Source organism: Comamonas sp. MYb21, assembly GCF_037479395.1.
Lineage (GTDB): Bacteria > Pseudomonadota > Gammaproteobacteria > Burkholderiales > Burkholderiaceae_C > Comamonas.
The window spans coordinates 30,801-54,607 of record NZ_JBBGZC010000007.1 but is presented as its reverse complement, the minus strand read 5'-3'; the positions used below and the strand labels follow the sequence as shown (position 1 = coordinate 54,607).

The window sequence follows — 23,807 nt, the reverse complement described above, 5'->3', positions numbered from 1 at the left end:
CATCGAGTCATCCATGTCCCATTTTTCCATTGCAAGCGCCCAGCTGAACTTTGTTGTGGGCGATATGCCGGGCAACGCCCGCAAGATCATTGATGCGGCGGCCCAGGCTGCGGCCCAGGGGGTGCAGCTCTTGCTGACCCCCGAGCTGGGCATTTGCGGCTATGCCGCCGAGGACCTGTTCCAGCGCCCCTCGTTCCTGGCGGCCTGCGATGCCGCCGTGGCGCAGGTGCTGGAGGCCAGCCGCCAGTGGCCGGATCTGACGGTGGTGTTGGGCCACCCGCAGGCGGCGCAGCATGCCGCCCATGGCCGCTGCTACAACGCCGCCAGCGTGCTGCGCGCCGGCCAGGTGCTGGATTGCTACCGCAAGCAGCTGCTGCCCAACTACCGTGAATTTGACGAGACCCGCTACTTTGTCGAAGGCACGCAGACCTGTGTGTTCGAGGTGGCGGGCAGCCGCATTGGCCTGCTGATCTGTGAAGACGCCTGGGCCAGCCAGCCCGCGCGGGCGGCCAAGGCGGCCGGCGCGCAGTTGCTGGCGGTCATCAATGCCTCGCCGTTCCAGATGGACAAGCCCGGCCACCGCGAGGCCCTGCTGGCCGAGCGCACGCGCGAGACCGGCTTGCCGCTGGTCTATGCCCACCTGGTGGGTGGGCAGGATGAGCTGGTGTTCGATGGCCACTCGTTTGCGTTGAATGCCGATGGCCAGGTGGCCGCCCGCGCGCCGGGTTTTGACGAACATCTGCTGTCGGTGCAGGTCGAGGCCACGGCCACGGGCCTGCAGCTGTCCGGCCTCATCGCCCAGCCTGGCGACACCAACCAGCAGCTGTGGCAGGCCTTGGTGGTGGCGGTGCGCGACTACCTGGGCAAGACCGGTTTCCCCGGTGCGGTGCTGGGTTTGTCGGGCGGTATCGATTCGGCCCTGGTGCTGGCCATTGCGGTCGATGCGCTGGGGGCCGACAAGGTCCGCACGGTGATGATGCCCTCGCCCTATACTGCCGACATCAGCTGGATCGATGCGCGCGAGATGGCCGAGCGCCTGTCGGTGGCCTATGAAGAGATCTCGATTGCGCCCCAGTTCGAAGCCTTCAAGGCCGCACTGGCGCAGGATTTTGCCGGCCGTGCCGAAGACACGACCGAGGAAAACCTGCAGGCCCGCATTCGCGGCACCTTGCTGATGGCGCTGTCCAACAAGTTTGGCTCCATTGTGCTGACCACCGGCAACAAGAGCGAGATGGCCACTGGCTACTGCACCTTGTACGGCGACATGGCGGGCGGCTTTGCGGTGCTGCGCGATGTGCCCAAGACCCGTGTGTTTGAGCTGGCGCGCTGGCGCAATGCCCATGACCCCTATGGCACTGGCCGCAACCCGATCCCCGAGCGCATCATCACCCGCCCGCCCAGTGCCGAGCTGCGCCCGGACCAGAAGGACCAGGACAGCCTGCCGCCCTATGAAGTGCTGGATGCGATCATTGCGCGCTATATGGAGCAGGACGCCGACATCGACAGCATTGTGGCCGCCGGCTACCCCCGCGCCGATGTGGAGCGGGTGGTGCGCCTGATCCGCATCAACGAATACAAGCGCCGCCAGGCCGCCGTGGGCCCGCGCCTGTCGGCCCGGGGTTTTGGCCGCGACTGGCGCTACCCCATCACCAACGGTTTCCGGGGCTGAGCGGTCAGGCCACTACCCGTGCCTGTGACCCACCCCTTGCCCATGCCCTTGATGCGCTGCGCCTGCCCACCCCTCGCGCCTGACGCGGGGCGGCTGGGGGCTGCGCGTTTCCTGAGCTTTGTGCGCGCACGCATCGCGCGCCAGGTCGCCACGCGCCAGTCGGGCTTTTCGCGGCTCAATCCGCCATAGCGCGGCGCGCGTCCCTCAATTCCTTTGATCGCGGCATCGCGCGGCCCGCCTGCGCCGCCGCCCTTCCTTCGTATTTTTGGAGCTGTACCCGGCGCTGCCGGGTGCGGGCTTTGCCATGTCCCCTTTTGTTCATTATTTTCGCGCCCAGTGGGCGCCGAGCGTGCCGCGCGAGCTGATGGCCGGCGCAGTCGCCACCTTTGCGCTGATCCCCGAGGTCATCGCCTTTTCCTTTGTCGCCGGGGTTGATCCATCGGTGGGCCTGTTCGCCTCCTTTGTCATCAGCATCGTGATTGCCTTTGCGGGTGGGCGGCCGGCCATGGTGTCGGCCGCTGCCGGCTCGGTGGCCCTGGTCGCAGCACCCTTGGTGCAGGCCCATGGCCTGCAGTACCTGTTGGCAGCGGGCCTGCTCGCTGGCGCCATGCAGGTGCTGTTTGGCTGGCTGCGCCTGGGCGTGCTGCTGCGCTTTGTCTCGGGCTCGGTGCGCACCGGTTTTGTCAATGCGCTGGCCGTGCTTATTTTTGCGGCCCAGCTGCCGCACCTGGTGGGGGCCAATGGCGCGACCTGGGCCATGCTGGCGCTGGGCCTGGTGGTCATCTACGGCCTGCCACGCATCAGCACGGCCATCCCGTCGCCGCTGATCTGCATCCTGGTGCTGACGGGCACAGCCCATGCGCTGGATCTGCCCCTGAAGACCGTGGCCGACCTGGGCCACCTGCCCGCTACCTTGCCCAGCTGGGCGCTGCCCGATGTGCCGCTGTCGCTGCAGACCCTGCAGCTGATTGCGCTGCCGGCGCTGGCCATTGCGATGGTGGGCCTGCTCGAATCCTTGATGACGGCCAGCGTGGTCGATGAGCAGACCGATACCCCCAGCGCCAAGAACCGCGAATGCAGCGGCCTGGGCCTGGCCAATATCGCGGCCAGCTGCTTTGGTGGCATAGCAGGCTGCGGCATGATTGGCCAGAGTGTGAGCAATGTGCGCTATGGCGGGCGTGGCCGGCTGTCCACCTTGTTTGCCGGTGCCTTTTTGCTGGGCTTGATGGTGCTGCTCAAACCCTGGGTGGCCCAGGTGCCGGTGGTGGCGCTGGTCGCAATCATGGTCATGGTGTCGGCCTCGACCCTGGACTGGGGATCGGCCCGCGCGCTGCTCAAGCATCCCAAGCTGTCGAGCCTGGTGATGCTCGCCACCGTGGTGGTCACCATCGCCACCCACAACCTGGCCGCTGGCGTGGCGGTGGGCGTGCTGCTGAGCGGCGTGTTCTTCATGTTCAAGGTGTCCAGGCTGCTGCAGGTGCAGCGCAGCGGCGATGCCGAGCTGGTCTACGCCGTGCGCGGCCAGCTGTTCTTTGCGTCGGCCGATCTGCTGGTTGATGCCTTTGATGTGCGCGAGATCGAGGGCCGGCCGGTGCGCATCGACATGGCGCAGGCGCATCTTTGGGACATCACGGCGGTGCAGGCGCTCGCCAAGGTCTGCGCGCGGCTGCGCAAGCATGGCAGCGCCGTGCGGGTGACCGGCCTGAACGCCCAAAGCCAGGCGCTGGCCGCCCGTTTGGACCTGCGGCTGGACGGCGTTTAGAGATCTGATGGGGCCAGGGCCTGGGAAGCCAATGCCTGGAGATTTGGCCCCGGAGGTGCCGAAGCCGGAATCTTGACGCACAATAGCCCCAGTTGCTGCGCGCATCGCCTGCGCAGCGTGTATATGCCCATCCCAGGAGAGCTTTATGAAAATGATTACCGCCGTTATCAAACCTTTCAAGATGGACGAGGTGCGTGAAGCTCTGGCGGATGTGGGCGTGACCGGTCTGACCGTCAGCGAAGTCAAGGGTTTTGGCCGCCAGAAGGGCCACACCGAGCTCTACCGTGGTGCGGAATATGTGGTGGACTTTCTGCCCAAGGTGAAGATCGAAGTCGCCGTGAAGGACGAGGATGTGGACCGCTGTGTGGACGCGATCGTCAACGCCGCCCGCACCGGCAAGATCGGTGATGGCAAGATTTTCGTCACCGAGGTCGAGCGCGTGATCCGTATCCGTACCGGTGATCTGGACGAAGCGGCGGTCTGATCGGGGCCCCACCCGCATCCGCACAAGCGCCTTGGCAAGCCAGGCGCTTTTTTCATGCCTGCTACCGGTTGCTGGGCAGCGGGTTCAGGGTTTGATCGTGGTGTGCGAGCAAATCCACAGCACCTGCGCATCCTCATCGCCGCCCGAGATGCAGGCATGGCCCATGACGCTGTCGAAATAGCAGGAGTCGCCAGCGGCCAGCTCCAGCGGCGCATAGCTGTCGGTATGGATGACCACGCTGCCGCGCATCACATACAGCATCTCCTCGCCATCGTGGCTCAGCAACTGGGGAAAGGCGCTGCGCTCATGGGCCTTGATGGTGGTGAGCAGCGGAATAAAGCGCTTGTCGGCCAGGTCGGCATGCAGCAGCTCATAGACGTATTGCGGCGTGCGGTGCACCAGGCCATCGCCCTGGCGGGTGATGCTGCGCCGCGCGCGCAGGCCCGTTTGCTGCAGCGGGCTGAAGAGCTCGCCCACGTCCACATCCAGCCCGCGTGCGAGCGCCGCAATCTTTTCATAGGTGGGCGAGAGCTGGCCGTGCTCGATCTTGGACAGCGCCGAGGCCGAGATGCCGCAGCGCTGGCTCAGCTGCTGCAAGGTCAGATCGGCATCGCGCCGCAGCAGGCGCAGCTTGGTGGCCAGCACATCGGTGGTGGCATCGGCGCCGGCGTTGTGGTGGGGCAGGGGGGCGTGGGGCATGGCAGGCTCTTGTGGTGCTCGCCAGTGTAGGGGGCGCTGCGCTGGCCCGTGGCGCAGCGCAGCCGTGGCGGCCGCGTTTTAGGCCCAATTCTCGGGTAAACCCTAGACAGAAAGAACAGATTTAAGAAATTTATTGTCTCAAACTGCATTAAATTTCGTATACGAAAATTAATTCTCTTTAGTAGATTTATTGCGCCACATGCAGATCCTGGACTCCACCCACACCACGCAACACCTGCCCATGGCGGCCCTGATCGACTGTCTGGAACAGATGTTCATCGCCGGCTGCGAAGTGCCACTGCGCCACAACCACCAGATCGCCAGCCAGACGGGCGCCGACGACGGCATCCTGCTGCTGATGCCCGCCTGGCAGACCGGCAAGCGCATGGGGGTCAAGACGGTGTCCATCTTCCCGGGCAACCAGTCGCGGGGCCTGCCGGGTCTGCATTCGGTCTTTATCCTGTATGACGCGACCACCGGCGCCCCGCTGGCGGTGCTCGATGGTGATGCCATCACTTCGCGCCGCACCGCTGCGGCATCGGCCTTGGCCGCGCGCTGGCTCAGCCGCCCCGATGCCCGCCGTCTGCTGGTGCTGGGCGCCGGCCGCGTGGCCAGCCTGCTGCCCGACGCCTACCGCTGCGTGCGCGATATCCAGGAGGTGCAGGTCTGGGATATCCGCCCCGAGGCCGCACAAGCGATGGTGGCGCGCCTGCAGGCGCAGGGCCTGCAAGCCTCGGTCGCCACCGACCTGGAGCAGGCGGCGCGCCAGGCCGACATCATCAGCTGCGCTACCTTGTCCAACGCGCCCCTGGTGCGTGGCGAGTGGCTGCAGCCGGGTGTGCACCTGGACCTGATCGGCAGCTTTACCCCGGCGATGCGCGAGAGCGATGACGCCTGCTTTGCCCGCGCCACCGTTTTTGTCGATACGCCTGAAGCGCTGATGAAGGCGGGCGATATTCTGGCGCCCATCGCCAGCGGCGCCTGGGAGGCCAGCGGCCTGGCTGCCACCTTGGAGCAGCTGTGCCGCAGCCAGCATGCGGGCCGCCGCAGCGCCGAGGAGATCACGCTGTTCAAGGCCGTGGGCACGGCGCTGGAGGACCTGGCCGCCGCCTCGCTGGCCTTTGACGCCTTTGCCGCTGCGGGTACCTCGGGCGCCTCGGCCACCTGATCTGCTGCGCCGGGCCCTGTGCGGGCCCGGCCACTCTTCCCCCTTTCCTTTGCTACCTGTTCACATCCCTTCCATGCGCACATCTTCGACCGAGCCAGCAGCGTCTGCGGCCACCAACAAGCGAGTACTGATTGCCAGTCTGATGGGCAGCTCCATCGAGTGGTTTGACTATTTCCTCTATGCGACCACGGCGGCGCTGGTGTTTGGGAAGGTGTTCTTCCCAACCACCGACCCGGTCGTGGGGCTGATGCTGTCCTACCTGACCTTCTCGCTGACCTTTTTCATCCGGCCGCTGGGCGGCTTTATCTTCTCGCACATCGGTGACCGCATCGGGCGCAAGAAGACCTTGGTGATCACCTTGTCGCTGATGGGCGGCGCCACCGTGCTGATCGGCCTGCTGCCGGGCTATGAGCAAATTGGCATATGGGCGCCGATCCTGCTGATCGTGCTGCGCCTGGTGCAGGGCCTGGGCATTGGTGGCGAATGGGGCGGCGCGCTGCTGCTGGCCTACGAATACGCGCCCAAGAACCGCAAGGGCCTGTTTGGCAGCGTGCCGCAGATGGGCGTGACCATCGGCATGGTGCTGGCCACCTTGGCCATCACCGTGATGAGCACCCTGCCCGATGACCAGTTCCTGGCCTGGGGCTGGCGCGTGCCGTTCCTGCTGAGCGCCATCCTGGTGTTCCTGGGCCTGTGGATCCGCAAGGGCATTGATGAGACCCCCGCGTTCAAGCAGGCCAAGGCCAGCGGCAATGTGGCCAAGATCCCGCTGGTCGAAACCCTGCGCTACCACTGGCGCGCGGTGCTGGTGGCCGTCGCCATCAAGTTTGTCGAAACGGCGCCGTTCTATATCTTCTCGACCTTTATCGTCAGCTACGCCACGGCTACCTTGGGCTTTGAGCGCATCTCGGTGCTCAATGCGGTGACCATCGCCACCCTGCTCACCACCTTGATGATCCCGCTGATGGGGCGGCTGTCGGACAGCATTGGCCGCAAGCGCATGTTTGTGGCTGGCACCCTGGTAATGGCCGCCTTCACCTTCCCGTACTTCATGCTGCTCGAGCAGCGCACGATGACCAGCCTGGTCATCGCCACCGTCGTCGGCCTGGGTCTCGTTTGGGCGCCCATCACCGCCGTGCTGGGCACCTTGTTCTCGGAGATTTTCTCGACCCGTGTGCGCTACACCGGCATCACGCTGGGCTACCAGATTGGCGCGGCGCTGGCCGGCGGCACTGCGCCCCTGCTCGCCACCTGGCTGCTCAACAAATACAACGGCTCCTGGGTGCCGGTGGCCTGGTACATCGTGGGCACCGCAGTGATCTCGCTGATCGGCATTGCGTTTGCCAAAACGGTGGCGGACAACGACTAAGCGGTCGGTCCCCAGCACCGCTGCCGCTTCATTCCAAAGCGGCGGTGCTGACCCCGCAAAAGCAAAGCGGCCCGTTCAACGGGCCGCTTTTTGGTGTCTGCGGGGCGCGGTTTAGATCACGGCACGCAGCGCATCGCTTTGCTGCGACAGACCGGCTTCTTCGACCAGCTGGGCGAGCAGTGCGGCATGGTCGTCGCCACTCTTGATCAGGCCCATCTGCCACTCGTCCATAAAGCCCTGGCCCACGCACTGCTGCAGGAACTGCAGCATGCCGTCGTAGTAACCATGGGCGTTGAGGATGCCGATGGGCTTGTCGTGGTAGCCCAGCTGGCGCCAGGTCCAGATTTCATACAGCTCTTCAAAGGTGCCGATGCCGCCGGGAATGGCGATAAAGGCATTGCTGCGCTCGGCCATCATCGCCTTGCGCTCGTGCATCGTGGTGACCACATGCAGCTCGTCGCAGAGCTCATTGGCCAGCTCGCGGTCCACGAGAGCCTTGGGGATCACGCCGACCACGCGGCCGCCAGCCTCGCGCGTGGCGCGGGCCACCGTGCCCATCAGGCCGGATTTGCCGCCGCCATAGACCAGTTGGCCGCCGTGGCTGCCAATCCAGTGGCCCACGGCCTGGGCGGCCTCACCAAAGGCGTCGGCCTTGCCGGGGCGTGAGCCGCAGTAAACGCACATCGAAAAGCTTGGGGAGTTGGTCATTTCAGCAATCTTTCATACAAGGCAGGCAGCCACACCGCCGCGCACAGCACCAGCGCCAGGAACACGGCAGCACTGCCCATGTCCTTGGCCTTCTTGGCCAGTGCATGCCACTGGGGGCCAAAGCGGTCCATCGCCATCTCGATCCCGGTGTTGAGCAGCTCAGCGATCAGCACCAGGAAAACCGGGGTGATCAGCAAGGCCCAGTCGCGCCAGTCACGTGCCAGCCATACGGAGGCGGGCAGCATCAGCAGCGCGAGTAGGGCTTCCATGCGGAAGGCCTTTTCGCCCCAGCCGGCCCGCAGGCCTTGCAGCGAATAACCAGCGGCATGCCAGACCCGTGTCAGGCCCGTGCGGCTTTTTTGCGGGTTGGCGGCGTGGATGTCGGCCAGGCTGTGCGCTGGCGCGGCGGGCTCGGAGGGGGGGCGGGGATCGGGCTGGTTCATAGGGAGCGTGGTAGTCGCCCATCATGGCACAGCGCGGGCGACACAAAGCATATTATTGCACTGCAGCATTTGATCGGCGCGCTGCGTGGCTCTTGCGCCCAGCATCGCCGGCGCAACAGGGGTCCATCTAGTCCGACGGATCAGGCGCCGTGCTTTTTGGCGCAGGGCGCTCGGCGCTGACCAGGCGGGTACCCGCGAGCGCATCGTGCCAGAACTGCTGCAGCGGGTGCAGCCGGCTGGCCAGCGCCCAGACCACGATCCAGCCGCTCAGCAGCACGACGATTTCGCCCACCGGCAGGCCAAAGGGCATGCTGACGACCAGCGGCGGCAGAAACCACAGCCAGCTGCAGACATAGCGCAGCAGCGCGCGGCCCTGGGTCAACGGCTGGCCATTCCGATCCACGATGCGGATCTGCCAGGTCTTCATCGCCAGGGTCTGGCCCTTGTGCCAGAACCAGGTGAAATAGATGCCAAAGATGATGAACAGGAACAGCTGCAGGCCATGGCGGTTGTCCATCGCATTGCGGGTCTGGCTCAGCGAGCTGTAGAGGTAGCCCGACATGAAGACCACGCCAAACATCAGCATGCCCTCGTACAACCAGCAGGCCATGCGCCGCGCCAGGCGCGGTGCGCGCAACAGCGCGCTGGTGGCGAGAGGGCCCTGGGAGAGCGCTGTTGTGCTGGAGGGGGTCTGCATGCGAACAGTATCAGGTCGGCGGGTGCACCGGGCTGTCGCTGTTGCGCGACTGTGATTCGCCCGCTGGTGGCCGGCTGGGGGCGTCGAGCGGGGGCAGCGGCGAAGAGGTAACAGGCGCGGGCATTTGCACCGGCGCGGTCTCCACCACCGGGGCAGGCGGCAAGGCCGGAGGGGGCGCCGGTGGCAGCGCGGGGGCTGGGGCATGCGCTGCGCCATTGGCCGCCGGGGCGGGCCCGCTGAGCGGCCCCACTTCCACCGGTGTCACCATGCCGCGCGACTGCACACGGATCTCGGGCGGCGGCAGGATCTTGGGCGGGTTGGCGCGGTTGGGGTTGATGGCGGCAGCGGGCACCTTGACCAGGCGCCCGGTGCTGCGGGCGGTGGGGCGGGGCGCCAGCGCCACGCCACCGTGGTAGAGCACGCCGCCCTGGGCCAGGCGCTTGCGCTCACGGGCGCTGAGTGCCTGGTAATCTTCCCAGAGCTTGCGCTTTTCCTCGGCCGACAGGCTGCTGATGTTCGAGTAGTTGAGCCGCGCCTGGCTTTGGTCGGACAGGCTGAACTTGGCCCATTCCTTCATGTGCTCGGCAATGCGCAGCTGCTCTTCGGGGGAGAAATCGTCAAAGCTGTCGGCGATCATCGTCCAGCGGCTTTTTTGCTGGGTGGTCAGCCAGTTCCACTGCTCTTCGAGCGGCGCGAGCACGGTGCGCTGGTCGTCATCGAGCGCTTCCCAGCTCGGGCCTTCATTGCGCGGGCTGCTCGAGCGCGTGACGCTGTTGGCGCTGACCAGATCGCTGGCGGCGCTGCCGTAGATGTTGGCGGCCTTGTTGCCGGCGTAGATGCCCACAACAGCAAAAGCAGCCAGCAAAAGACTGGCTGCCAGGGCGGGGATGCTCGAAGGGGCGGGCGAGTTGCCGGCTACCTCGTCGTTATCGTAATCGTGTCTCAACGCTTGTCAGTGGGCTGCTTTTGGGCAGCAATCTTCAGAAACTGGGTAAAACCAGGATCAGTATAGGCGCTTGGCGGCAGCTCGTCAGCCAGCAAGGTGGCATCGTACTCGGCCATTTCGCTGGCGCCTTCGTCCGCCTGAACACCGTTGAAGAAGGCCAGGCCGGCCACCATCGCGCTCAGCGGCACGGCCGACACCACGGCGCGCCACCAGTTGCGTTTGCCAGAAGGTGCAGCCTCCTGCTGGGGCTGGCGTGCAATCGCGGGCACAGCCACCACCTTGCGGCGGGACAGCGCGCGCTCGCGGGCCGCTCGCAAACGTTCGCTGATGTCGTAGTCGAGATCAGCCTCGGCTTCGCTCAGCCGGGCGGTGACGCGGCGGGCAAAAATTTCAGCATTGACAACGGTTTGGGCGGTGTTTGAGCGGTTCATAGCACGATTCCTTTGGCCTTAAGCACTTTACTCAAGGTTTGGATGGCGCGAAAGCAGTGGGTTTTTACACTTCCCTCTGAGCAACCCATGGCTGCTGCAGTCTCTGCGATGTCCATCTCTTCCCAATAACGCATCAGAAACGCTTCGCGTTGACGCGCTGGCAACTGTTGTATCTCTTTTTCTATTAATGCAAGGGTTTGTTTGCGGTTGGTGTGGTCCTCGGCACTCTGCTCGGCCTCTCCATTGTCGGCGTTGTAGATATCGAGGAGGTTGAATTCCCCCTCGTCATCCGGGCCTTCGAAGTCGCTCATCGTCGTAAAGAGCGCGTTGCGCGTCTTTTGCCGGCGAAACCAGTCGAGCGTGCTGTTGGACAGAATGCGCTGGAACAGCATCGGCAGCTCGTTGGGCGGCTTGTCCCCATAGTGCTCGGCCAGCTTCATCATGCTGTCCTGCACGATGTCGAGCGCTGCTTCCTGGTCGCGCACATGAAAAAGCGAGCGCTTGAAAGCTCGCTTTTCAACGCTTTTCAGAAAGTCGGACAGTTCTCGTTCTGTGGCCAAATCGTACCCAACACCGTGGTTATTCAGAGATTTCTCGCTTTTTACCCGGGCAAATAAACCAAGTGTGGCAAAAAACACCGCATCAAGCCCTAGATTATCGCATCCTATCGAAAAAAAATCCGTGGTTTGTCGCAAAGCAATGCTGCAGTGCGATAATGTATAAGCATCAAAAAGCAAAAGGGTCACGGTCCGGCGTCGCAAGCATCTCGCCCATGTCCGTTGGCCTCAAGTTCCAAGCAGGCTCCACAAGAGCTGGGCGAGGAGCACCAGAGGTTTTTCGTTAGAGAAATTCACAAAGGTTGATCATGGAAATGTCCAAGGCCGAGCAGAACTCGGCGCAAGCGGCGCATCAGTCCGCGCAGAAATCCCAAGAACTCATGGGCGCTGAAGTGCTGGTCAAGGCACTGCAGGCCGAAGGCGTCAAGCAGCTGTGGGGCTACCCCGGCGGTGCAGTTCTCTACATCTACGACGCGCTCTACAAACAAGACACCATCAACCATGTGCTGGTTCGCCACGAACAGGCAGCAGTGCATGCGGCAGACGGCTTTGCCCGTGCCACCGGTGAGGTGGGCGTGGCCCTGGTCACTTCCGGCCCCGGCCTGACGAATGCAGTCACCGGTATTGCCACTGCTTACACAGACAGCATCCCTATCGTCGTGATCTCCGGTCAGACATCCACGACGGCCATTGGCTCGGATGCTTTCCAGGAATGCGATACCGTCGGTATCACGCGCCCCATCGTCAAGCACAACTTCCTGGTCAAGGATGTGCGCGACCTGGCGCTGACGATGAAAAAAGCTTTCCATATCGCACGCACGGGCCGCCCTGGCCCCGTGGTGATCGATATCCCCAAGGACGTGTCCTTCAAGAAGGTGGCCTACAGCGGCTATCCCTCGACGGTGGAGATGCGCTCCTACAACCCGGTCAAGAAGGGCCACAGCGGCCAGATCCGCAAGGCCTTGCAGCTGCTGCTGTCGGCCAAGCGTCCCTATATCTACACCGGTGGCGGCGTGCTGCTGAGCGGCGCCGAGCAAGAGCTGCGCACCCTGGTGGACCTGCTGGGCTACCCGGTGACCCACACCTTGCTGGGCCTGGGCGCCTACCCGGCCAGCGACAAGAAATTCCTGGGCATGCTGGGCATGCACGGCACGATCGAAGCCAACAACGCGATGCAGAACTGCGATGTGCTGCTGGCCGTCGGTGCGCGCTTTGATGACCGGGTGATCGGCAACCCCAAGCACTTCATGTCGGTGGAGCGCAAGATCATCCATGTCGATATCGACCCTTCGTCGATCTCCAAACGCGTCAAGGTGGATGTGCCCATCGTGGGCGACTGCAAGGAAGTGCTGACCGAGCTGATCGCGATGGTGCGCGAGAGCGTGGCCAGCCCCGATGCCGAGGCACTGCAGAACTGGTGGAAGACCATCGAAGGCTGGCGCAGCCGTGATTGCCTGCGCTATGACCGTGGCAACAAGGACGTGATCAAGCCCCAGTTCGTCGTCGAGACGCTGTGGCAGATGACCCGCGATGCGGACTGCTATGTGACCTCGGACGTGGGCCAGCACCAGATGTGGGCGGCGCAGTACTACCGCTTTGAGGAATCGCGCCGCTGGATCAACTCGGGCGGCCTGGGCACGATGGGCGTGGGCATTCCCTATGCGATGGGCATCAAGCTGGCCAAGCCCGATGCCGAGGTGTTCTGCATCACCGGCGAAGGCTCGGTGCAGATGAACATCCAGGAGCTGGCCACCTGCCGCCAGTACGAGACGCCGATCATCATCTGCGCGCTCAACAACCGCTTCCTGGGCATGGTGCGCCAGTGGCAAGAGATCGAGTACTCGGGCCGCTACAGCCACAGCTACATGGATTCGCTGCCTGACTTCGTCAAGCTGGCAGAAGCCTATGGCCATGCGGGCATTCTGATCGAGAAGCCCGAGGATGTGGAGCCCGCGCTGCGCGAGGCGCGGCGCATTGCCCGCGAAGAGCGCAAGAGTGTGTTCCTCGATTTCCGCACCGATCCGACCGAGAACGTCTTCCCGATGGTCCAGGCCGGCAAGGGCATCACCGAGATGCTGCTGGGCGCGGACGATCTGTAAACGCCTTTCTGGCTTGGCGCGCCTTGTGGCAAGCGCGCGTCCAGCCTTCCCTTGGGTTTTCCCTTTCTGACGAATCTATTGTCTACCGAGCCCTGCGCTTACCGGCGCCGGGGGAGGGTAGCGAAAAGAGGAATCTGTTCTTATGAAACACATCATTGCGGTTCTCCTGGAGAACGAACCAGGCGCCCTGTCGCGCGTGGTGGGCCTGTTTTCGGCCCGTGGCTACAACATCGAGTCGCTCACTGTGGCGCCCACCGAGGATGCCTCGCTGTCGCGCATGACCATCACCACCACCGGCTCGGACGACGTCATCGAGCAGATCACCAAGCACCTCAACCGACTCATTGAAGTGGTCAAGGTGGTCGATCTGACCGAAGGCGCCTATACCGAGCGCGAGCTGATGATGATCAAGGTGCGGGCGGTCGGCAAGGAGCGCGAGGAGATGAAGCGCATGGCCGATATCTTCCGCGGCCGCATCATCGATGTGACCGAGAAGAGCTACACCATCGAGGTGACCGGCGACCAGGCCAAGAACGACGCTTTCCTGAGCGCGATCGACCGGTCGGCCATCCTCGAGACCGTGCGTACCGGTGCCAGCGGCATCGGGCGCGGTGAACGCATCTTGCGCGTGTAATGCGCTGGTGTCACCGGCTGCGACGCCATGCCCGCCAGGCGGTGGGGGTGGTGCTGCTGCTGGTGGGGCTTGTGCTGGTGGTGGCCTGGGTGCAGACGGATGACCCTGATTGCAGTCTGTCCCAGGACCTTTTCACACAGCAGCGCTTGTGTGATGGCATCTTTGGCGAGCCCGACGAAAACGCTTCGAGGCGCACCAACCCCTGGCTAGTACTCATAGTAGGATTGGGCGCTTTTGTAGCGGGAGCTTATTTGCTGGCTTCAGGACCTGCGGCAAGGCCCCCTGACGACGCAGATTCTTGAGAATGTTTGTTTGAATTTCTGAATTTTTGACTGATACCAACGGAGCGAAGCATGAAAGTTTTTTACGACAAGGACTGTGACCTGTCCCTCATCAAAGGCAAGACCGTCGCCATCATCGGCTACGGCTCGCAAGGCCATGCGCATGCGCAGAACCTGAACGACAGTGGCGTGAAGGTCATCGTCGGTCTGCGCAAGTCTGGCGCTTCCTGGCCCAAGGCCGAGAAGGCTGGCCTGACCGTGATGGAAGTCAACGATGCTGTCAAGGCCGCTGACGTGGTCATGATCTTGCTGCCTGACGAAGACATCGCCAAGGTCTACAACGACAACGTCAAGGACAACATCAAGCAAGGCGCTTCGCTGGTGTTCGCGCACGGCTTCAACGTGCACTACAACCAGGTCGTGCCCCGCGCCGATCTGGACGTGTGGATGGTGGCGCCCAAGGCCCCTGGCCACACCGTGCGCAACACCTACAGCCAAGGCGGCGGCGTGCCCCACCTGATCGCTGTGCACCAGGACAAGTCCGGCAAGGCCCGTGACCTGGCTCTGTCGTACGCGATGGCCAATGGTGGCGGCAAGGCCGGCATCATCGAGACCAACTTCAAGGAAGAAACCGAGACCGACCTGTTCGGCGAGCAAGCCGTTCTGTGCGGCGGCGCGGTCGAGCTGATCAAGATGGGCTTCGAGACCTTGGTGGAAGCCGGCTACGCGCCTGAAATGGCCTACTTCGAGTGCCTGCACGAGCTCAAGCTGATCGTGGACCTGATCTACGAAGGCGGCATTGCCAACATGAACTACTCGATCTCGAACAACGCCGAATACGGCGAGTACGTGACGGGCCCTGAAGTGATCAACGAAGAGTCGCGCAAGGCCATGCGCAACGCTTTGAAGCGCATCCAGAACGGCGACTACGCCAAGATGTTCATCCAGGAAGGCCGTCTGAGCTACCCATCGATGACCGCCCGCCGCCGCAACACCGCCGATCACCAGATCGAGCAAGTCGGTGGCCAGCTGCGTGCCATGATGCCTTGGATCGCCAAGAACAAGCTGGTCGACCAGACCCGCAACTAAATCCCGATGGCTGCCGCTGCCCTGCTGCGGCGCCGAGGTGATGCGCAAAGGACTGCCTTGGCAGTCCTTTTTTCATGGGCATGCCAGGCGGGCCCCTATTGGCAAAAGCTACACTGTAGGCCATGGCCGGCCGGGCCCGAGCCTGCCGGAAACTATAAAATATGTAGCTGATTGCGCAGAGATAGCTGGCGCTGGAGTGGATTGAATGCTGGACGAAAACGAAACCAAGCCCAAGGCCGCAGCGCATGCACTGCAGCCTGCGCAGCGCAAGTGGCGCAAGGGCATCTATGTGCTGCCCAACTCGTTTACCTTGGCCGCCTTGTTTGGCGGTTTTTACTCGATCGTGATGGCCATGAATGGCCGTTTCGAGGCTGCGGCCGTGGGCGTGTTCTGCGCGATGGTGCTCGATAGCCTGGACGGCCGCGTGGCGCGCATGACGCACACGCAAAGCGCCTTTGGCGAGCAGATGGATTCGCTGTCGGACATGGTGTCCTTTGGCGCGGCGCCGGCGCTCATTGCCTATGAGTGGGCGCTGCGCCCGCTGGGCCGCTGGGGCTGGATCGCAGCCTTTGTCTATTGCTCCTGCGCAGCGCTGCGCCTGGCGCGCTTCAATGTGAACACCGGGGTGGTGGACAAGCGCTACTTCCAGGGCATGCCATCGCCCGCTGCTGCAGCCTTGGTGGCGGGCTTTATCTGGCTGACCAGCGCGCTCCTGGTATCGCACCGCGATGTGCCGATTTTCGGCCAGGTGATTGCGCTGTTTGGCGGTTATCCGGCCAGCCGCGATGACCTGTCCTGGATCATGTTTGCCATCACCTTGCTGGCGGGCCTGACCATGGTCACCAATATCCCGTACTACAGCTTCAAGGATGCGGGCGCTGCCAAGAGCGTGCCCTTCATCTCGCTGGTGGTAGTAGTGCTGCTGCTGGCGGTGGTCAGCATCGAGCCGGCCACGATGCTGTTCCTGATCTTTGTGGCCTATTCGCTCTCGGGCTATGTGATCTATGCCTGGCGCCGCTTCAAGGGCCAGCATGTCTCGATCGTGGCGACCTCGACCGACGAGCCCGAAGAGCGCGGCTTGCACCACGATTGAGTTTTTTGCAGACACCAGGCAAAACCTGTGTTAGAGTAAACGCCATGCAAAACCTGTCCCTAGCTCTACTACTAGCATGTCCAACGGGCAGGTAGAGTAGCGCGCAGTTTTTCACCCCTACACCTCGGCCCGTTTGCACCAGCAACGGGCCGATTCTGTTTTAGCAGGTTGCTGGTTTCCAACCCCGAACTTTTTGTTCCGATGAGAAAGACCAGACAACCATGTTGACCCAACCTTCCAGCAAGTACCGCGCTTTTCCAGCCATTGCGTTGCGTGACCGCACCTGGCCTGATGCACAGATCACCCAGGCGCCCATCTGGCTGTCCACCGATCTGCGCGATGGCAACCAGGCGCTGATCGAGCCCATGGACCTGGCGCGCAAGCTGCGCATGTTCGACATGCTGGTCAAGATTGGTTTCAAGGAAATCGAAGTCGGCTTTCCCGCGTCCTCGCAGATCGAGTTCGACTTTGTGCGCCAATTGATCGAGGAAAAGCGCATTCCCGCCGACGTCACCATCCAGGTGATGACCCCCGCCCGCCCTGAGCTGATCACGCGCACGGTCGAGGCCCTGCAAGGCGCGCCGCGCGCCATCGTCCACATCTACAACGCAGTGGCCCCGGTCTGGCGCAAGGTGGTGTTCGGCATGAGTGTGCCCGAGGTGATGGCCCTGGTCAAAGACCAGGTCAGCCACCTCAAGACCTTGACCGATGCCCAGCCCGCCACCGAATGGGTCTTGCAGTACTCGCCCGAGACCTTCTCGCTCGCCGAGCTTGAGGTGTCCTTGCAGGCCTGCGAGACGGCGATTGCCGCCTGGGGCCCAGGCCGCGACATCATCCTGAACCTGCCCACCACGGTAGAGAACGCCACCCCCAATGTGTTTGCCGACCAGATCGAGTGGATGGTGCGCAAGTTCGCCAGCCGCCCTGAGGTGGTGGTGTCCGTGCACCCGCACAATGACCGTGGCACCGGCACGGCCAGCGCCGAGTTGGCCTTGATGGCTGGCGCCCACCGCGTCGAAGGCTGCCTGTTTGGCAATGGCGAGCGCACCGGCAACCTCGATATCGTCAACGTGGCCTTGAACATGTATGTGCAGGGCGTATCGCCCCAGCTCGATTTCTCGGACATCGATGCCATCCGCGCTGAAGTCGAGTACTGCAACCAGCTGCCCGTGCCAGCGCGCCACCCCTATGCCGGCGACCTGGTCTACACCTCGTTCTCGGGCTCGCACCAGGACGCCATCAAGAAAGCCTTTGCCGCCCGCCAGGATGCCGATATCTGGGAGATCCCTTACCTGCCGATCGACCCCAAGGACCTGGGCCGCAGCTATGAGGCTGTGATCCGCGTCAACAGCCAGTCGGGCAAGGGCGGCATCTCCTACCTGCTCGAAGAAGCCTATGGCCTGGCGATGCCACGCCGCTTGCAGATCGAGTTCAGCCAGGTGGTGCAGCGCGCGATGGACACGGCCGGCACCGAGTTCACCGCCAAGGATCTGTGGCAGATCTTCGAGCGCGAGTACCAACTCAGCGCCAACCATGCGCTGGCCCAGTACCGCGTGGAATCGAACGACAGCGATGACGTGCGCATCAGCGGCAAGGTGCAGTGGGCCGGTCAGGCCGTCAGCATCGCCGGCCACGGCAATGGCCCGATCGATGCCTTTGTGCAAGCGGTCAGCAGCGCCATCGGTATTCCTGTGCGTCTGCTCGATTACAGCGAACATGCCGTTGCCGCCAGCGATGCCCGTGGCGACAAGGGCGCCAATGCCACGGCCGCTGCCTATATCGAGCTGCGCGTGGGCGACAGCCAGAGCCTGTACGGCGTGGGCATGGACAGCAACAGCACCCAGGCGGCTTTCCGCGCGGTGATGAGCGCGGTAGCACGTAGCGGTGCTGTCGCCAGCGTGCAAACGGCAGCGCCACAAGCGGCTGCACAAGTAGCTACCGCCTAACCACAGGCGGAGCAAAGCACGTAAACTGTAGCGCGGTTGAAGCAGGCTGCAGGAGGGCGAGCAGATCGCTTTCCTGCAGCCTGTTTTAGAGATTCCACTCACCCACGGTGGTAGCACGGCGGCAGCGCAAGACCAATGCAATGGAGAACACACGATGAGCGACCAACTGATTATTTTTGATACCACCTTGCGCGATGGCGAGCAATCGCCCGGCGCCTCGATGACCAAGGACGAAAAGCTGCGCATTGCGCGCCAACTCGAACGCCTGAAGGTGGACGTCATCGAGGCCGGTTTTGCCGCCAGCTCCAACGGTGATTTCGATTGTGTCCAGAGCATCGCCTCCATCATCAAGGACTCGACCATCTGCTCGCTGGCCCGCGCCAATGACCGCGATATCGCCCGCGCGGCCGAGGCCTTGAAGCCCGCCAACCGTGCGCGTATCCACACCTTCATTGCGACCAGCCCGCTGCACATGGAGAAAAAGCTGCGCATGTCGCCCGATGAGGTGTTCGAGCAGGCCAAGATGTCGGTGCGCTTTGCCCGCAACCTGGTGGGCGATATCGAGTTCAGCCCGGAAGACGGCTACCGCAGCGACCCTGATTTTCTCTGCCGCGTGATCGAGGCCGTGATTGCCGAAGGCGCCACGACCATCAATGTGCCCGACACCGTCGGCTACGCGATCCCCGAGCTCTATGGCCAGTTCATTCTGAACCTGCGCGAGCGCATTCCCAACAGCGACAAGGCCATCTGGTCGGTGCATTGCCACAACGACCTGGGCATGGCCGTTGCCAATTCGCTGGCCGGCGTCAAGATCGGTGGTGCACGCCAGGTGGAATGCACGATCAACGGCCTGGGTGAGCGCGCGGGTAACTGCTCACTCGAAGAGGTGGTCATGGCCGTCAAGACGCGGCGCGACTACTTTGGCCTCGATGTCAACATCGATGCCCAGCACATCGTGGCCGCCAGCCGCCTGGTGAGCCAGACCACCGGCTTTGTGGTGCAGCCCAACAAGGCCGTGGTGGGGGCCAATGCCTTTGCCCATGCCTCCGGCATCCACCAGGATGGCGTGCTCAAGGCCCGCGACACCTACGAAATCATGCGTGCCGAAGACGTGGGCTGGAGCGCCAACAAGATCGTGCTGGGCAAGCTCTCGGGCCGCAACGCCTTCAAGCAGCGCCTGCAGGAGCTGGGTGTGGTGATGGACAGCGAAAGCGAGATCAATGCCGCATTCGCCCGCTTCAAGGACCTGGCCGACCGCAAGAGCGAAATTTTTGACGAAGACATCCTCGCACTGGTGCACATGGAAGGCGCCGAGGCGCAGGCCGAAACCTACCGCTTTGTCTCGCTGTCGCAATCGAGCGAAACGGGCGAGCAGCCCAAGGCCAGCGTGGTGCTGATTGCCCATGGCCAGGAGGTGCGCGGCGAGTCCACTGGCAACGGCCCGGTCGATGCCTCGATGAAGGCGATTGAGTCGCAGGCGCGCAGCGGCGCCGAGATGGTGCTGTATGCCGTCAATGCGATCAGCGGCTCGACCGAGAGCCAGGGCGAGGTGACCGTACGCTTGCAGATGGGCGGCCGTGTGGTCAATGGTGTAGGCGCAGACCCTGATATTGTGGTGGCGTCAGCGAAGGCTTACATCGCTGCACTAAACAAGTTACAAAATCCTACGGAGCGAGTAGCTGCACAAGGTTGAGACTTCGGAATATAATTTCACTTAAATAATTGAAGAATCGCGTAAGTTAATGAATTTGCGCGATTTTTTAAATCCAAATTTCCGCTGTCAGCTATCGTATTTGTAGGGAGCAGAATAATGGCGCTACGTCATCGCAGTGTTTTGCGTCGTTTTTCACATTTGTTTGCAATTTGTACCTTGGCCTTTGGTTTGTCCGCTCCCAGCGTGCAGGCCAGCACCAAGAACAAGCCCGCTCCCAAGGCCCATGTGCAGGCCAAGGCCGGCAAAAAGCAGGCGGCTGTGGCCTCCAAGGGTGAGCGCAATGGCCGCCACAAGCAGGCCGCTGCTGCCCCCGCTTCTAAAAAGGTCGCCGGCAAAGCCAGCAAGGGCAAGACCACACTGGCCAAGGCAGGGCGCCACGCAGGGCGCGCTGCCGTTGCCGCCGCCGTCATCATCCCCGAGCGCCAGTCCTTTGGCCAGATGGCCGGTCTGCATGATGTGACCGATCCGCTGGCACTCAAATCCAGCGTGGCCCTGGTGCTCGACCAGGACACCCATGAAGTGCTGCTGTCCAAGAACGACCATGCCGTGCTGCCGATCGCCTCGCTCACCAAGCTGATGACCGGCCTCATCATCTCCCAGGCCCAGCTGCCGATGGACGAGATGATCACCATCACCCAGGACGATGTGGATACCGAAAAGCACAGCAGCTCGCGTCTGCGCGTGGGCACCACCTTGATGCGTGGCGAATTGCTGCACCTGGCGCTGATGTCCAGCGAGAACCGCGCAGCCCATGCGCTGGGCCGTACCTACCCCGGTGGCCTGCAGACCTTTGTCGGCATGATGAACATGAAGGCCAAGATGCTGGGCATGGCCGATACCCGCTATGTCGAGCCCACCGGTCTGTCGAGCTCCAACCAGTCCAGCGCCTTTGACCTGGCCACCTTGGTCAATGTCGCGCACTCCGATCCGCTGATGCGCGATCTGACCACCTCGCCGTCCTACCAGGTGGAAGTGGGTGAGCGCACCCTCCAGTTCAACAATACCAACCGCCTGGTGCACAACCCGGACTGGAATATCGGCCTGCAAAAGACTGGCTACATTTCCGAAGCAGGACGCTGCCTGGTGATGCAGACCCAGGTCGCCGGCCGCAAGCTCATCATGGTGTTCCTGGATTCGGCCGGCAAGTTTGGCCGTCTGGCAGATGCCGAGCGCGTGCGCCACTGGGTCGAAGGCTCGGGCGCGCAGCTGCTGGCCAAGCACTGAGCGCGCTGCGCCCACAAAAAAACCTGCCTCGGCAGGTTTTTTTGCGTGGGGGTGATGGCCTGCCCGGGCTCAGCGTGCGTTGGGCTGGCGGTGCTCGTCAAAGCCCAGTGCGGACGAGATCTCGCTGGCTGTGGCCTGCAGGCGCGTGGTCCAGGCGTCTTCCAGGCGGTCGGCGGGGGCCGACACCGACAGGCCGGCGACCAGGCGCCCCTGGTCGTCATAGATGCCTGCTGCCATGCAGCGCACGCCCAGCTCCAGCTCCTCGTTGTCGCGCGCCACGCCGTACTGGCGGGTCTTGGACAGCTCGCGCTCGAGCACCGCCAAATTGGTGATGCTGTTCTTGGTGTTGCCGGCCAGGCCCGTGCGCATCGCGTAGGCGCGTACGCGCTCGGGCTCGTCATTGGCCAAAAAGAGCTTGCCCGTCGATGTCAGGTGCAGCGGCGCATGGCCGCCGATGGCGCGCACCACCTGCATGCCCGAGCGCTCGCTGAAGCTGCGCTCCACATAGACGATCTCATCGCCCTGGCGCATGCTCAGGTTGATGGCCTGCTGCGTGGCCAGGTGCAGCCGGCGCATCGGCAGCAGGGCGACTTCGCGCACATTGATGCGCGCCTTGACCAGGTTGCCCAGCTCCAGAAGGCGCATGCCCAGGCGGTAGCTGCCCGATTCGGGGCGGTCCACAAAGCGGCCAATGGTCAGGTCGTTCAAGATGCGGTGCGTTGTCGACGGGTGCAGGCCCGTGATCTCGCTCAGCTCCTTGAGTGACACCGCTTCCTCGCGCGTGGCCAGGACGTCCAGCAGCGTGAACATGCGCTCTAGCACTTGCACGCTGGGCTTGGTGACGGTGTCATGTGTGGTTTTGGTCATGCGTAGACTGGCGCTCAAATAACAAAAAGAGGGGGAGCCGCTTGATCGGAGCGATCAAGGGGCGCAATGGTTGGCGAGCTGGCCCGGTTGCCAGCGCTGGTCGATATAGACCTCATAGGGCTGGTAATCGGCCTTGTATTGCATCTTGGGGCTGGCGGCAATCCAGTAGCCCAGGTAGAGGTAGGGCAGGCCCATCGCGCGGCACTGTTCAATCTGCCACAGCACGTTGTAGGTGCCGTAGCTGGTGTGGGCCTCGGGCTCGTAAAAGGTGTAGACGGCCGACAGGCCGTCGTTGAGGATGTCGATGATCGAGACCATCTTCAAGGCGCCGGGCTGCTGGCCTTGCGCGGGCTCGCGAAACTCCACCAGGCGGCTGTTGACCCGGCTTTGCAGCATGAACTGCGAATACTGCTCGACGCTGTCCTCATCCATGCCGCCACCGGTGTGGCGCGCCGACTGGTAGCGCAGGTAGAGCGCGTAGTGCTCGCGCAGAAAACCCAGCGGCAGCACGCGCACCTCCAGCGCCTGGTGCTGCTTGCGCGCGCGGCGCTGGTGGCGCTTGGGTTTGAAGTCCTGCACCTGCACGCGCAAGGGCACGCAGGCCTGGCAGCCGTCGCAATAGGGGCGGTAGGTGAACAGGCCGCTGCGGCGAAAGCCCTGCTGGATCAGCTCGGAGTAGACATCGTTCTGGATGGCGTGGCTGGGCGTGGCTACCTGAGAGCGCGCCATGCGCGCTTCGAGATAGCTGCATGGGTAGGGCGCTGTCGCATAAAACTGCAAGCTGTGCAGCGGTAGTTCGTTCAGCCTACTCATCCGGATGCGGAGATGTCATTTCAGATAGTGGGATTATGTCAGTCCCATCGCGAGATGCAAACTCCCAGCGCATAGGGGGCAGCGCTATTTGCGTGCGCACATTCTCTAAAAACCGGCTGCGCGGCACTTCGGCAGCGCCCATGAAGGCCAGATGCCCGGTGTTTTGCTGGCAGTCGATCATCGGCACCTGTTCGCGCCGGCAGATCTGCACCAGCGCGGCCAGTGCGATCTTGGAGCCGTTGGGCACGGTGGTGAACATCGATTCGCCAAACACCGCGCGCCCAATGGCCACGCAGTACAGGCCGGCCACCAGCTGGCCGCCTTGCCACAGCTCCACGCTGTGGGCACAGCCATCCCGGTGCAGCTGGGTGTAGGCCGCCTGGATGTCGTCGACGATCCAGGTGCCATCCTGGCCCGGGCGGTCCTGCTGGCTGCAGGCGGCAATCACGGCGGCAAAGTCGCTGTCGATGCGCAGCTCGCTGCTTGGATCCTGCTCGAACTTTCGGATCGCCTGTTTGAGTGAGCGGTGCAGCCGGAAGTTGGCCGGTTGCAGCACCATGCGCGGATCGGTGGACCACCACAGAATGGGGGAGCCCTCGCTGAACCAGGGGAAGATGCCCTGGCGGTAGGCCTGCTGCAGGTGGGCGCTGTCAAGCACGCCGCCGGCGGCCAGCAGGCCGGGGTGCGGGGTGTGGGGCCCCCAGGCCATGTCCACGGGTGGAAAGTCGTCATCGGCTTGCAGCCAGGCAAGCGGGGGCGTGTGGTGGTTGGCGCTCATGGTGTTGCCTGCCATGGTAGCGGCCAAATGGCGCGCTGCTGACCCCCAAGGCTACGCGGGGGTGACAAATACTGCAGTTCTGCCGCCGCTGCGGGCCGGGGGCGGCAAAAACAAAAAAGCCTGCACGGCCGTGCAGGCTTTTTGAATGGCTCCTCAACCTGGGCTCGAACCAGGGACCTACGGATTAACAGTCCGGCGCTCTACCAACTGAGCTATTGAGGAATAAACAGTGAACAGGCTTTGTGCGATTGCAAAGCCAAAAAATTCTTTGGCTCCTCAACCTGGGCTCGAACCAGGGACCTACGGATTAACAGTCCGGCGCTCTACCAACTGAGC

22 protein-coding genes and 1 tRNA gene are annotated in these 23,807 nt (G+C 63.2%); 12 read left to right on the top strand and 11 right to left on the bottom strand.

The window, feature by feature from the left end:
- Window positions 1-13 precede the first annotated feature (13 nt).
- From WH367_RS11575 to WH367_RS11565, 3 genes are all read left to right on the top strand, one after another.
- A complete protein-coding gene (locus WH367_RS11575) occupies window positions 14-1,669 on the top strand; it encodes an NAD+ synthase (RefSeq protein ID WP_339536183.1) in 1,656 nt (551 codons plus the stop codon).
- A gap of 304 nt (window positions 1,670-1,973) precedes the next feature.
- A complete protein-coding gene (locus WH367_RS11570; protein ID WP_339536181.1) occupies window positions 1,974-3,431 on the top strand; it encodes a SulP family inorganic anion transporter in 1,458 nt (485 codons plus the stop codon).
- Between the two features lie 145 nt (window positions 3,432-3,576).
- On the top strand, window positions 3,577-3,915 hold the full coding sequence (locus WH367_RS11565) for a P-II family nitrogen regulator (RefSeq protein WP_021025141.1): 339 nt from the start codon (window positions 3,577-3,579) through the stop codon (window positions 3,913-3,915).
- A gap of 84 nt (window positions 3,916-3,999) precedes the next feature.
- On the opposite strand, the gene WH367_RS11560 is transcribed toward WH367_RS11565, so the two are convergent.
- Window positions 4,000-4,614, bottom strand: coding sequence for a helix-turn-helix domain-containing protein (locus WH367_RS11560; protein WP_339517588.1), 615 nt, complete (start codon window positions 4,612-4,614; stop codon window positions 4,000-4,002).
- 199 nt (window positions 4,615-4,813) lie between these two features.
- Between WH367_RS11560 and WH367_RS11555 the strand changes: the two genes are divergently transcribed.
- Window positions 4,814-5,782 (top strand): ornithine cyclodeaminase family protein, encoded by a 969-nt coding sequence (locus WH367_RS11555; protein WP_339536179.1) that lies wholly within the window; start codon window positions 4,814-4,816, stop codon window positions 5,780-5,782.
- A gap of 73 nt (window positions 5,783-5,855) precedes the next feature.
- Window positions 5,856-7,151, top strand: a complete 1,296-nt coding sequence (locus WH367_RS11550; RefSeq protein ID WP_021025144.1) for an MFS transporter — start codon at window positions 5,856-5,858, stop codon at window positions 7,149-7,151.
- 111 nt (window positions 7,152-7,262) lie between these two features.
- Here WH367_RS11550 and WH367_RS11545 read toward each other — a convergent pair whose 3' ends face one another.
- From WH367_RS11545 to WH367_RS11520, 6 genes are all read right to left on the bottom strand, one after another.
- Window positions 7,263-7,859 carry an LOG family protein gene (locus WH367_RS11545; protein ID WP_021025145.1) on the bottom strand — a complete coding sequence of 199 codons (597 nt, stop codon included), beginning with the start codon at window positions 7,857-7,859 and terminating at the stop codon, window positions 7,263-7,265.
- Window positions 7,856-8,302 carry a diacylglycerol kinase gene (locus WH367_RS11540; protein WP_339536177.1) on the bottom strand — a complete coding sequence of 149 codons (447 nt, stop codon included), beginning with the start codon at window positions 8,300-8,302 and terminating at the stop codon, window positions 7,856-7,858. The genes WH367_RS11545 and WH367_RS11540 overlap by 4 nt, the downstream gene beginning before the upstream one ends.
- A 127-nt stretch (window positions 8,303-8,429) precedes the next feature.
- Complete coding sequence (locus tag WH367_RS11535; protein ID WP_339536175.1) at window positions 8,430-8,999, bottom strand: RDD family protein; 570 nt, start codon at window positions 8,997-8,999, stop codon at window positions 8,430-8,432.
- Between the two features lie 10 nt (window positions 9,000-9,009).
- The gene (locus WH367_RS11530) at window positions 9,010-9,945 is read right to left on the bottom strand and encodes a DUF3106 domain-containing protein (RefSeq protein WP_339536174.1); all 936 of its coding nucleotides are present in this window, start codon (window positions 9,943-9,945) and stop codon (window positions 9,010-9,012) included.
- Window positions 9,942-10,376, bottom strand: coding sequence for a DUF3619 family protein (locus WH367_RS11525; protein WP_021024894.1), 435 nt, complete (start codon window positions 10,374-10,376; stop codon window positions 9,942-9,944). Before WH367_RS11525 ends, WH367_RS11530 begins: the two co-directional genes overlap by 4 nt.
- Window positions 10,373-10,936 (bottom strand): RNA polymerase sigma factor, encoded by a 564-nt coding sequence (locus WH367_RS11520; RefSeq protein ID WP_182345611.1) that lies wholly within the window; start codon window positions 10,934-10,936, stop codon window positions 10,373-10,375. The genes WH367_RS11525 and WH367_RS11520 overlap by 4 nt, the downstream gene beginning before the upstream one ends.
- A 305-nt stretch (window positions 10,937-11,241) precedes the next feature.
- Here WH367_RS11520 and WH367_RS11515 point away from each other — a divergent pair, with 305 nt between their 5' ends.
- The 7 genes from WH367_RS11515 to WH367_RS11485 all read left to right on the top strand — a co-directional run bounded on the left by WH367_RS11515 (window position 11,242) and on the right by WH367_RS11485 (window position 21,013).
- The gene (locus WH367_RS11515) at window positions 11,242-13,032 is read left to right on the top strand and encodes an acetolactate synthase 3 catalytic subunit (RefSeq protein WP_339536172.1); all 1,791 of its coding nucleotides are present in this window, start codon (window positions 11,242-11,244) and stop codon (window positions 13,030-13,032) included.
- 142 nt (window positions 13,033-13,174) lie between these two features.
- A complete protein-coding gene (ilvN, locus tag WH367_RS11510; RefSeq protein WP_021024891.1) occupies window positions 13,175-13,666 on the top strand; it encodes an acetolactate synthase small subunit in 492 nt (163 codons plus the stop codon).
- A gap of 353 nt (window positions 13,667-14,019) precedes the next feature.
- Entirely contained in the window at window positions 14,020-15,036 is a 1,017-nt protein-coding gene (ilvC, locus tag WH367_RS11505; protein WP_230773062.1) for a ketol-acid reductoisomerase, read from the top strand.
- A gap of 205 nt (window positions 15,037-15,241) precedes the next feature.
- Window positions 15,242-16,129: a CDP-diacylglycerol--serine O-phosphatidyltransferase gene (gene pssA / locus WH367_RS11500; RefSeq protein ID WP_312990404.1), complete on the top strand. Its 888-nt coding sequence runs from the start codon at window positions 15,242-15,244 to the stop codon at window positions 16,127-16,129.
- 221 nt (window positions 16,130-16,350) lie between these two features.
- Window positions 16,351-18,075 (top strand): 2-isopropylmalate synthase, encoded by a 1,725-nt coding sequence (gene leuA, locus WH367_RS11495; protein WP_339517596.1) that lies wholly within the window; start codon window positions 16,351-16,353, stop codon window positions 18,073-18,075.
- 154 nt (window positions 18,076-18,229) lie between these two features.
- Entirely contained in the window at window positions 18,230-19,768 is a 1,539-nt protein-coding gene (locus WH367_RS11490; RefSeq protein ID WP_021024887.1) for a 2-isopropylmalate synthase, read from the top strand.
- A 117-nt stretch (window positions 19,769-19,885) separates the two neighbouring features.
- The gene (locus WH367_RS11485; protein ID WP_027010406.1) at window positions 19,886-21,013 is read left to right on the top strand and encodes a serine hydrolase; all 1,128 of its coding nucleotides are present in this window, start codon (window positions 19,886-19,888) and stop codon (window positions 21,011-21,013) included.
- 69 nt (window positions 21,014-21,082) lie between these two features.
- Here the strand turns inward: WH367_RS11485 and WH367_RS11480 are convergent, their stop codons facing one another.
- The 4 genes from WH367_RS11480 to WH367_RS11465 all read right to left on the bottom strand — a co-directional run bounded on the left by WH367_RS11480 (window position 21,083) and on the right by WH367_RS11465 (window position 23,693).
- On the bottom strand, window positions 21,083-21,880 hold the full coding sequence (locus tag WH367_RS11480) for an IclR family transcriptional regulator (RefSeq protein WP_021024885.1): 798 nt from the start codon (window positions 21,878-21,880) through the stop codon (window positions 21,083-21,085).
- 54 nt (window positions 21,881-21,934) lie between these two features.
- Complete coding sequence (locus tag WH367_RS11475) at window positions 21,935-22,693, bottom strand: arginyltransferase (RefSeq protein ID WP_339536169.1); 759 nt, start codon at window positions 22,691-22,693, stop codon at window positions 21,935-21,937.
- The gene (gene aat, locus WH367_RS11470; protein WP_445228104.1) at window positions 22,686-23,486 is read right to left on the bottom strand and encodes a leucyl/phenylalanyl-tRNA--protein transferase; all 801 of its coding nucleotides are present in this window, start codon (window positions 23,484-23,486) and stop codon (window positions 22,686-22,688) included. The genes WH367_RS11475 and aat overlap by 8 nt, the downstream gene beginning before the upstream one ends.
- Before the next feature lie 131 nt (window positions 23,487-23,617).
- A tRNA-Asn gene (locus WH367_RS11465) sits at window positions 23,618-23,693 on the bottom strand.
- Window positions 23,694-23,807: the final 114 nt, after the last annotated feature.

Coding starts and splice junctions, on each gene's coding strand:
- WH367_RS11575 (WP_339536183.1), top strand. CDS start 14: ATGTCCCATTTTTCCATTGCAAGCGCCCAGCTGAACTTTGTTGTGGGC.
- WH367_RS11570 (WP_339536181.1), top strand. CDS start 1,974: ATGTCCCCTTTTGTTCATTATTTTCGCGCCCAGTGGGCGCCGAGCGTG.
- WH367_RS11565 (WP_021025141.1), top strand. CDS start 3,577: ATGAAAATGATTACCGCCGTTATCAAACCTTTCAAGATGGACGAGGTG.
- WH367_RS11560 (WP_339517588.1), bottom strand. CDS start 4,614: ATGCCCCACGCCCCCCTGCCCCACCACAACGCCGGCGCCGATGCCACC.
- WH367_RS11555 (WP_339536179.1), top strand. CDS start 4,814: ATGCAGATCCTGGACTCCACCCACACCACGCAACACCTGCCCATGGCG.
- WH367_RS11550 (WP_021025144.1), top strand. CDS start 5,856: ATGCGCACATCTTCGACCGAGCCAGCAGCGTCTGCGGCCACCAACAAG.
- WH367_RS11545 (WP_021025145.1), bottom strand. CDS start 7,859: ATGACCAACTCCCCAAGCTTTTCGATGTGCGTTTACTGCGGCTCACGC.
- WH367_RS11540 (WP_339536177.1), bottom strand. CDS start 8,302: ATGAACCAGCCCGATCCCCGCCCCCCCTCCGAGCCCGCCGCGCCAGCG.
- WH367_RS11535 (WP_339536175.1), bottom strand. CDS start 8,999: ATGCAGACCCCCTCCAGCACAACAGCGCTCTCCCAGGGCCCTCTCGCC.
- WH367_RS11525 (WP_021024894.1), bottom strand. CDS start 10,376: ATGAACCGCTCAAACACCGCCCAAACCGTTGTCAATGCTGAAATTTTT.
- WH367_RS11515 (WP_339536172.1), top strand. CDS start 11,242: ATGGAAATGTCCAAGGCCGAGCAGAACTCGGCGCAAGCGGCGCATCAG.
- ilvN (WP_021024891.1), top strand. CDS start 13,175: ATGAAACACATCATTGCGGTTCTCCTGGAGAACGAACCAGGCGCCCTG.
- ilvC (WP_230773062.1), top strand. CDS start 14,020: ATGAAAGTTTTTTACGACAAGGACTGTGACCTGTCCCTCATCAAAGGC.
- pssA (WP_312990404.1), top strand. CDS start 15,242: ATGCTGGACGAAAACGAAACCAAGCCCAAGGCCGCAGCGCATGCACTG.
- leuA (WP_339517596.1), top strand. CDS start 16,351: ATGTTGACCCAACCTTCCAGCAAGTACCGCGCTTTTCCAGCCATTGCG.
- WH367_RS11490 (WP_021024887.1), top strand. CDS start 18,230: ATGAGCGACCAACTGATTATTTTTGATACCACCTTGCGCGATGGCGAG.
- WH367_RS11485 (WP_027010406.1), top strand. CDS start 19,886: ATGGCGCTACGTCATCGCAGTGTTTTGCGTCGTTTTTCACATTTGTTT.
- WH367_RS11480 (WP_021024885.1), bottom strand. CDS start 21,880: ATGACCAAAACCACACATGACACCGTCACCAAGCCCAGCGTGCAAGTG.
- WH367_RS11475 (WP_339536169.1), bottom strand. CDS start 22,693: ATGAGTAGGCTGAACGAACTACCGCTGCACAGCTTGCAGTTTTATGCG.
- aat (WP_445228104.1), bottom strand. CDS start 23,486: ATGGCAGGCAACACCATGAGCGCCAACCACCACACGCCCCCGCTTGCC.